Below are 8,177 nucleotides of genomic sequence, written 5' to 3' on the forward strand. Positions count from 1 at the left end.
GAACCACCCGCCCTGAATCACCGGGCCGCCCGCACGGCCCGGAACACCCCGCAGCAGCAGAGGAGTCAACACGTGGACGAAGGTGTGTTCGGCAAGGCCGCCCAGGAACGGGCGATCGCCGAGGTCGAGGCCGAGATGGCGGTGCTGTGCGAGCTGCTCGCCGAGGGCCTCCCGCTCGGCCTCGGCGAGGGCCGGGAGATGGTCGGCGGAGCCATGTCGGAGTTCCTCGTGGAGTTCTTCGACACCGTCCGCGCCAAGGGGTCGCGTCCCGGCACCAACGGCATGATCACGCTCCCGCTGCTGGTGCACGCCGTGGAGACCGGCGACCCGCCCGCCCCGGCCAGGGCCATCGCCGTGATCCATCTGCTCTGGTGGGCGGCGGCCCGGCATCTCGACGACCTCACCGACGCCCCCGGCGCGCCGTCCCCCGGCGGTGTCGCTGCCGGCACGAAGGTCCTCGCGGCGCTGGCCGTGGGAAGCCATCTGCCCGCCCGGCTCGTCGCGGACCTGCCCGTCAGCGCCGGGGTCCGCGCCTCGCTCGGCGACGAGCTGTCGCGGTGCTGGCTGGACGCCGTGGACGGCCAGCTCCGCGACCTCACCTGCCGGGCCTCGGCGGCCACGCCCGCGTCGGTGCTGAGGAGCTACGAGGGCAAGACCGGCGCCCCGTACGCGATGGCCGCGGCGTCGGCGGCGTGCCTGGCCGGAGCGGACCGCCGCCGCGTCGCCGGCTGGCGCTCGTTCGGCCGCGCGCTGGGCGTGGTGCGCCAGCTCGTGAACGACCAGCGCGACCTCGCCTCCGGCCGGCACGAGGACCTCGCCAACGGGACGGCGACGTACCTGCTCGTCCACCTGCTGACCTCGCTCCCGGCCGCGCGGCGCAGGGAGGCGCTCGCCCTGCCCGCCGCCGCCCGCCACTCCCGCTCCGCGCGCGCCGAGCTGACCGCCTGGATGCTGGACGACGAGGTCATCGACTCCTATGCGGCCTCCGTCGCGCCCCTGATCGAGCATGCCCACGGCCTGCTGGACACGCTGGGCGGCGAGCCGGGGTGCGTCCGGGAACTGCACGGCCTGGTCGACGAGACCGCCGGCCACATGCCCGGGTTCCGGCTGGCCGTGGCCTAGGAGGAGACCCCCGATGACCGTTTCCGGCGCACTTCCGGAAATCCTCACGGCGCACTGCCCGCTGCTCGACACGGCGATCGGGGAGGCACTGAGCGGCCACCCCGCCTACCAGCCGCTCAGGCGGGCGGCGGGCCCGATGTTCGGCTGCCGCGGCGAGACCTGCGCACGCCTGCTCGGGCTCGTCCTCGCGGGAGACCCGCTCCCCGAGGACGACCTGGCGCGCTTCCGCGACCTCGGAGTCATGGCGGCGCGGCAGGCGGTCCCGCTGCCGGTGCTGTCGGAGGCGTGGGACCTCGCGCTCGCCGCGGCCGCGCGGTCCTGCTGGGCGGTCGCGCCCGCCGCGTGCTTCGCCGAGATGGCGGAGCTGACGGCGCGCACCGCGCGGTTCGCCGGGCGGGCGCGGCAGGAGTGCATCCAGGGCTACGCGGAGGCGCCCTGCGAGGGGAGCAGGTCACGGCCCCTGCGGCGGCTCCTCGCCGAGACGCTCGTCGACGGCGCGCCCGCGGGCGTCATCGCCGACGCGGCCGGGGTCCGCCTGGCGCCCGCCTATCTCGTGCTGCTGTGCGAGGCCCCGGCCCTCGTTTCCGCCGGGCACTGGGAGCGGGCCAGCGAACGCCTGGAGGCATGGGACGGCGTCCTCTACTCCGGCGACCTGTCCCGCCTGGTCGTGCTGTTCCCCGCCGCCGACCCGCTGTACGCCGAGGACCGGGCCGCCGAGTTCACCGCCGGGATCGCGGCGTGGACGCGCGGGCCGGTGCACGCCGCCGCGTCCCTCCTGGGCGGCCTTGCGGACATCCCGGCCGCGCTGGAGGAGGCGTCGCGGGTGCTGACGATCGTCAAGGCCATCCCCGACGCCGAAGACCGCCCATACCGGGCGGACGAACTGCTGGTCGAGCTGGCCATCCTCGGGCAGCCCGGCATCCGCGGCCGGCTCTCCGCCGTGCTGTCGCCGCTGGACGCCGGCACGGACCTGCGCCGCACGCTGGAGGTCCTGCTCGCCTGCAACCTCGACCGCGAGCGCGCCGCGCGGGAGCTGTGGATCCACCGCCGCACCCTGCACTACCGGCTGGACCGCATCAGGGACCTGTCCGGCATCGACCCGAGCTCGGCGCGCGGTATCCAGCTGTTCCGCGCGGCGCTCACCTCGGCGCGCCTGACCCGCCTCGAACGCGACGGCGCCGAGGACGCCTCGCTGCCTCCGCCGCTGAGCGCCTGAAGGAACACGCGCCTGAAGGAACACGCGTCCGAAGGAACACGCGTCCGAAGGAACACGATGGACTTCCCCCTGCCGAACCGTCCCGGCGTCCCGCTGGACGAGGGCTACCTGCGGCGCTTCCGGGAGCGGCCGCTGGTGCCCGTCGTGCTGGCGAGCGGGCACCGGGCGCTGCTCGTCACCCGGCACGCCGACGTCCGGGCGGTCCTGTCCGACGACCGGTTCAGCCGCGAGGCGTGGGCCGGCGGCACGCTCTTCGCCCGGACGCCGGAGTCCCTCGCGCTGGCCGCCTGCGACCCGCCGACGCACACCCGCCGCCGGAGGGCGGTCCAGGCGTGGTTCACCGCCCGCCGCGCCGAGGCGGACGGCCCCCGCATGGAGGCGCTCGCCGGGCGGCTGCTGGACGGGATGGAATCCGCCGGCCCGCCTGCCGATCTGATCGCCCGGTTCGCCACCCCGTTCCCGTACGCGGTCATCTGCGACGTGCTCGGCGTCCCCTCCGGCGACCTCGGCCTGCTGCTGCCGTGGGTGAGCGCGATGATGTCGGCCGGCCGCTACCCCGCCGGCGAGGTCGAGGCCGCCCGCGAGGGCATGCACGCCTATTTCGCCGACCGGCTCGCCGAACGCCGGGCACGACCCGGAACCGACCTGCTGACCGGTCTCGTCACCTCGTCGGGGCTGTCCGACGACGAGATCATCGTCTTCGGGTACGGGCTGCTGACGGCGGGCGGTGAGACCACGTCCAACCTCCTGGCGGCGTCGGTCCTGGAACTGGTCTCGCGTCCGGGCTTCGCGGCGCGGCTGCGCGCCGACCCCTCGCTGATCCCCGCCGCCGTCGAGGAGTGCCTGCGCTGGGTGTGGTTCGCCGGCACCGGAGGCCGGCCCCACGTCCTCCTCGCCGACGTGGAACTGGCCGGGACGACGCTGGCTCGGGGAGAGGTCGTCATCCCCCTCACCGACGCCGCCAACCGCGACCCCGCCGCGTTCCCCGGCGCGGACGAGTTCGACCCGGGACGCTCCCCGAACCCGCACGCCGGGTTCGGGCACGGCCGCCACATGTGCCTCGGCGCGGCGCACGCCCGCGCCGAACTCCAGATCGCGATCGCCGCGCTCCTGCGCAGGTTCGGCGACCTCGCCCCGGCGGCCGGACCGGACGGCCTCGAATGGCGCGATCGGATGTTCGTCCGCGGCGTCTGGCGGCTCCCCGTGACCTGGACTCCGGGCAGCGGCCGATGAAGGGACGCGCCGCCCGGCTGGCGCGGTTCCTCCGGGGGAGCTACCCACCGCTGCCCTCCCTGGTGTTCGCGGCGCTGTGGGCGTACGGGGTCACCGGCCTCTTCGCCGCTCTCGGTCCGGGATCCTCCGCGTGGCGGCCCGGCCCGGGGACGGCGGTCGCGGCGGCGACCCTCTTCGTGGATCTGCTGCTGATGCGGGCCTTGGACGACATCCGCGACCTGGACTACGACCGCCGGTTCGAACCCGCACGTCCGCTGGCGGCCGGGGAGGTCCGGACCGATGACCTGGCCGTCCTGTACGGCGCGGGCGTGCTGATCCTGGTCGTGCTGAACGCCGCGTGGCCGTGGCGGGCCGGGATCCTGCTCGTCCAGCTCGGGTACGCGGCGGGGGCGATCGCCGTATACCTGCGGTGGCGCCGTCCGTCCGCCGACAACCTGTTCGCGAGCCTGCTGGTCGGCCTGCCCGTGCCGGTCCTGCTCCACCTGTACCTGTACGCCGGCCATCTGGACGTGTCCGGGCAGCGCGCCGGCGCGTCCGGAGCGGTCGCCGTCGCCGTGGTGGTGCTGGCGGCCGGGCATCCCGAGCTGGCCCGGAAGATCACGCGAGCTCCCCGGGCGGGGGAGCGGACCTATGTGACGACGCTGGGCGTCACCGGCGCGGTCTCGCTCGCCCTGGCCGTCCCGGCGCTGTCCGCGGTTCTGCTCGCGGCCTTCTCCCGGGCGCCGGCCGGGTGGACGCTCGCCGCGCTGGTCCCGCTCTTCGCGCCGGCGCTCGCGGCGCGGGCGTTCCGGCGCGGGCGGACGCGCTGGCCGCCCGCCGCGCCCGCCCTGTACATGCTGCTGGCCTTCGCGAGCTACGTCGCGCTCGGGCTGGCCCGGTAACGCCGGTCAGGCGAGGCCCAGGTCCCGCTTGACGGACTCGAACTCCACCGCCATCGCCTCCGAGAGCGCCGTCGCCCCCGACAGCGGCCGGACCATGACGCAGAACTCGTCGATGAGCCCGTCGTCGTCGTGGTGCAGGAGGTCGCAGCCGTGCACCTCCCGGTCACCGACCCGCGCCTTGAAGATCAGCGCGTGGTCGCGGCCGGCGCCGAAATCATTCACGTAGCGGAAGTCCGTGAACACCCGGGTCACCGCGCGCAGGATCGCCGACACCATCTCCCGCCCCTCGTACGGCGCGAACGCCACCGGGCTGAGGAACGTGACGTCCTCGGCCAGCAGCGCCGGGAGGGCGTCGATGTCGCCCTTCTCAATGGCCGCGCGGAACGGGTGCATGGGGCCCACCTCCAGGCTCGGATCATCGGCCCCGGGACGGCACGGGGGCGCGGAAAATCCTAGGGGAGGCGGCCCCGCTCGCGATCACCGGGGACGCGCTTGGGACGAGGGTCAGGGCTGCAGCAGGATCTTGATCGCGCCGTCCTGCTTCTTCTGGAAGATCTCGTACGCCTGCGGCGCCTTCTCCAGCGGCCAGCGGTGCGTCGCGAGGTCCATCACGCCGAGCGGGTCGGCGTCGTCTGTGACGAGCGGCATCAGGTCGTCGATCCACTTCTTGACGTGCGCCTGGCCCATCCGCAGCGTGATGCCCTTGTCGAACATCCGCAGCATCGGCAGCGGGTCCGTCATGCCCCCGTACACGCCGATGAGGGCGATCGTGCCGCCCCGCCGGACGACCTCGATCGCGGTGCCGAGCGCGGCGAGCCGGTCCACCCCGACGCGGGACATCAGCGGCGCGGCGGCGCCGCCCGGCATCAGCCCGGTGAGGGTCTGCGCGAGCTTGGCGCCGGGGGAGCCGTGCGCCTCCATCCCGACCGCGTCGATCACCGAGTCGGTGCCGCGGCCGCCGGTGAGCTGCCGGACCGCGTCCGGGACGTCGTCGGCGTCGTCGGAGTCGATCACCTCGATGCCGTGCCGCCGCGCCATCTCCAGCCGCTCGGGCACGAAGTCGACGGCGATCACCCGGTGGCCGAGATGGCGCGCGATGCGGGCGGCCATCTGCCCGATCGGGCCGAGGCCGAGCACGGTGACCGTCCCGCCCTCGGGGACGCCGGCCCAGTCGACGGCCTGCCACGCGGTCGGCAGCACGTCCGACAGGTACACGAACCGCTCGTCCGGCGGGCCCTCCGGCACCTTGATCGGCCCGAAGTGCGCCTGCGGGACCCGCAGGTACTCGGCCTGCCCGCCCGGCACCTGCCCGTACAGCCTGGTGTAGCCGAACAGCGCCGCGCCCATGCCCTGCTCGCGGACCTGCGTGGTCTCGCACTGCGCGAACAGCTTCAGGCCGCACATGTGGCAGCGGCCGCACGAGATGTTGAACGGGATCACCACGCGGTCTCCGGGCTTGACGTGCGCGACCTCCGGACCGGTCTCCTCGACGACGCCCATCGGCTCGTGGCCGAGGACGTCGCCCTCGCCGAGGAACGGCCCGAGCACCTCGTACAGGTGCAGGTCCGATCCGCAGATGCCGGACGAGGTGACCCTGATGATCGCGTCGTCCGGTTCCTTGATCTCCGGGTCGGGCACCTCGTCCACCCGGACATCGCGCTTGCCGTGCCAGGTGACAGCCTTCATCGTGATTCCTCCAAGAACAGGGACGGTCGAAAGCGCCACTACCCCGATGACCAGGGCGAAACGTGGACAACCCCGGTGGGCGCCCCGCGCCGGACTGATCGGGACATGACGGGGTAAAGCACGTCCATGGAATCCGCCGCCCCCCTGCGCCTCGGCGTCCTCGACATCGGCTCCAACTCGGCCCACCTGCGGGTCGCCGACCTCGCCCCCGGATACCCGCCGAGGCGCGTGCGGTCCGTGAAGACGCCGGTCCGGCTCGCCGAGGCCACCGACCGGCACGGCGTCATCCACCGGCCCGCCGTCGGGCGGCTGATCGGCGCGGTGGGGGAGTCGGTCGCCGCCGCGGCGGCGCTCGACGTCGACGAGATGCTCCCGTACGCGACCTCCGCGCTGCGGGACGCCGCCAACCGCGACGACGTCGCCGCCGAAGTGCGCGCCGCCACGGGCGTCGGACTCGGCTTCCTCACCGGCGAGCAGGAGGCGCGGCTGACGTTCCTCGCGGCCCGCCGGTGGCGCGGCTGGTCGGCGGGTCCGATGCTGCTGGCCGACATCGGCGGCGGCTCCATGGAACTGGCCTGCGGCGAAGGCGAGGAACCCGAGATCGCGCTGTCGCTGCCGCTCGGCGCCGGCCGCCTCACCCGGCACCATCTGCCGCCGCGCCCGCCCGTGCCCAAGCGCACCCGCAAGGCGCTCCGCGCGCACGCCGGGTCCGTCCTCCGGGAGGCGACCCTGGGGATCGCGCAGCTGCCCCCGCCGGTCACCGCCGTGGCGACGTCCAAGACGTTCGCGCAGCTCGCCCGGCTGTGCGGCGCCCCGAAGGCGAAGGCGGGCCCCTACCGGGAGCGGCACCTCGACCGGGACGAGCTGCACCGCTGGATCCCGAAGCTGGCGCGGCTGCCCGACGCGGAGCGGGCCGGGCTGCGCGGGGTGAAGGCGTCGCGGGCCCACCAGATCCTCGCCGGCGCGATCGTGGCCGAGGCCCTGATGGACGTCCTCGGGCTCGACCGCCTCGCCGTCTGCCCGTGGGCGCTCCGCGAGGGCCTCTTCCTGAACCGGCTGGACGCGCTCAACGAGGGCCGCGCCCCGGACGCCTTCCCGGAGCACAGCCCCGTGATCCTGCGGGACGTGCACCTGCGCGCCGTCCCCTGAATCCCCAGGCCGCCCACGTCGACCGGGTGCGGCGCTCGTTTGGACGGCGGCACCGCGGGCAGCCCGGCGACAGGACGGCATCACGGGTGCGCAGCGAGGCGACAGGGGGGACCATCATGAGACTCGCCGACACGGGGCAGATCGAGGAGATGCTCGGGGACCTCGCGTTCCCGGCGAGCAAGGAGCGGATCGTTCACCACGCGCACGGCAGGAAGCCGGAGTCGGACGCGGAGCGCGCGCTGCTCGCACTGCCGCTCGGCACCTACGAGAGCCTGGCCGAGGTGATGCGCTCGCTGCCGGTCGAGCCCGACCCGGGGCGCACCGGTTCCGAGCGGGACCACCAGCGCCGGCGGCACGAGAAGCCCGGCCTCGCCGAGCACATGCGCCACAGCGAGCAGAACCCGGTCGAGGAAGAGTTGAGCCGCGACGACCGGGACCTTCCCTGACGGGCGCCCGCCCCGGTCCGGCGGGCGCGGCTTGGGCGGGCGCGGGTCTTCAGCGGGCGTAGGTGCCGATGAGGGTCGAGGTCGCGAGGACGGTGTTGTCCTTCAGGGCGGCGCGCAGGTCGTCGGCCGAGAACCCGGAGGTCAGGCCGGACGGCCTGCGCAGCGCGTACAGCGTGAAGACGTAGCGGTGCGGCGGGTCCCCGGCGGGCGGCTGCGGGCCTCCGTAGCCGTTCTCGCCGAAACCGTTGCGGCCCTTGGCGATGCGGGGGCGTTCCTCCCCGGCCCCGAGCCCGTCGCGTTCCGGCGGGATCCCGGCCAGCGCCCAGTGGACGAACGTCCCCCCGGGCGCGTCCGGGTCCTCGCATGTCAGGACCAGCTCGAGGCAGGCCGCGGGTACGCCGGACCATCTCACTTCGGGGGAGGCATCCCCGGACTGGTGCGAAT

9 protein-coding genes are annotated in these 8,177 nt (G+C 74.6%); 6 read left to right on the plus strand and 3 right to left on the minus strand.

The genetic code is table 11. The annotated features are described in order from the left end of the window. Positions 1-72: 72 nt before the first annotated feature. From E1285_RS41045 to E1285_RS41060, 4 genes are read left to right on the plus strand one after another with little or no spacing between them, the layout of a single operon-like run. The gene (locus E1285_RS41045) at positions 73-1,122 is read left to right on the plus strand and encodes a polyprenyl synthetase family protein (RefSeq protein ID WP_132160022.1); all 1,050 of its coding nucleotides are present in this window, start codon (positions 73-75) and stop codon (positions 1,120-1,122) included. Between the two features lie 13 nt (positions 1,123-1,135). Next, positions 1,136-2,338, plus strand: a complete 1,203-nt coding sequence (locus E1285_RS41050) for a helix-turn-helix domain-containing protein (protein ID WP_132160024.1) — start codon at positions 1,136-1,138, stop codon at positions 2,336-2,338. A 57-nt stretch (positions 2,339-2,395) separates the two neighbouring features. Then, positions 2,396-3,571 carry a cytochrome P450 gene (locus E1285_RS41055; protein ID WP_132160026.1) on the plus strand — a complete coding sequence of 392 codons (1,176 nt, stop codon included), beginning with the start codon at positions 2,396-2,398 and terminating at the stop codon, positions 3,569-3,571. After that, positions 3,568-4,452 (plus strand): hypothetical protein, encoded by an 885-nt coding sequence (locus E1285_RS41060; protein ID WP_132160028.1) that lies wholly within the window; start codon positions 3,568-3,570, stop codon positions 4,450-4,452. Before E1285_RS41055 ends, E1285_RS41060 begins: the two co-directional genes overlap by 4 nt. Positions 4,453-4,458: 6 nt before the next feature. Here the strand turns inward: E1285_RS41060 and E1285_RS41065 are convergent, their stop codons facing one another. Next, a complete protein-coding gene (locus tag E1285_RS41065; RefSeq protein WP_132160029.1) occupies positions 4,459-4,845 on the minus strand; it encodes a nuclear transport factor 2 family protein in 387 nt (128 codons plus the stop codon). 111 nt (positions 4,846-4,956) lie between these two features. Continuing rightward, positions 4,957-6,138, minus strand: a complete 1,182-nt coding sequence (locus tag E1285_RS41070) for a zinc-dependent alcohol dehydrogenase (protein WP_132160031.1) — start codon at positions 6,136-6,138, stop codon at positions 4,957-4,959. A gap of 126 nt (positions 6,139-6,264) precedes the next feature. Here E1285_RS41070 and E1285_RS41075 point away from each other — a divergent pair, with 126 nt between their 5' ends. Together E1285_RS41075 and E1285_RS41080 are read left to right on the plus strand one after the other, a co-directional pair. Further along, complete coding sequence (locus E1285_RS41075; protein ID WP_243723410.1) at positions 6,265-7,287, plus strand: Ppx/GppA family phosphatase; 1,023 nt, start codon at positions 6,265-6,267, stop codon at positions 7,285-7,287. 116 nt (positions 7,288-7,403) lie between these two features. Continuing rightward, positions 7,404-7,733 (plus strand): DUF2795 domain-containing protein, encoded by a 330-nt coding sequence (locus E1285_RS41080; RefSeq protein ID WP_132160033.1) that lies wholly within the window; start codon positions 7,404-7,406, stop codon positions 7,731-7,733. Positions 7,734-7,782: 49 nt separating this feature from the next. Here the strand turns inward: E1285_RS41080 and E1285_RS41085 are convergent. Then, positions 7,783-8,177, minus strand: a 395-nt coding sequence (locus E1285_RS41085) for a YbhB/YbcL family Raf kinase inhibitor-like protein (protein ID WP_132160034.1), incomplete at its 5' end; no start/stop codon positions are given.

The sequence above is a fragment of the Actinomadura sp. 7K507 genome (assembly GCF_004348425.1).
Taxonomy (GTDB): domain Bacteria; phylum Actinomycetota; class Actinomycetes; order Streptosporangiales; family Streptosporangiaceae; genus Spirillospora.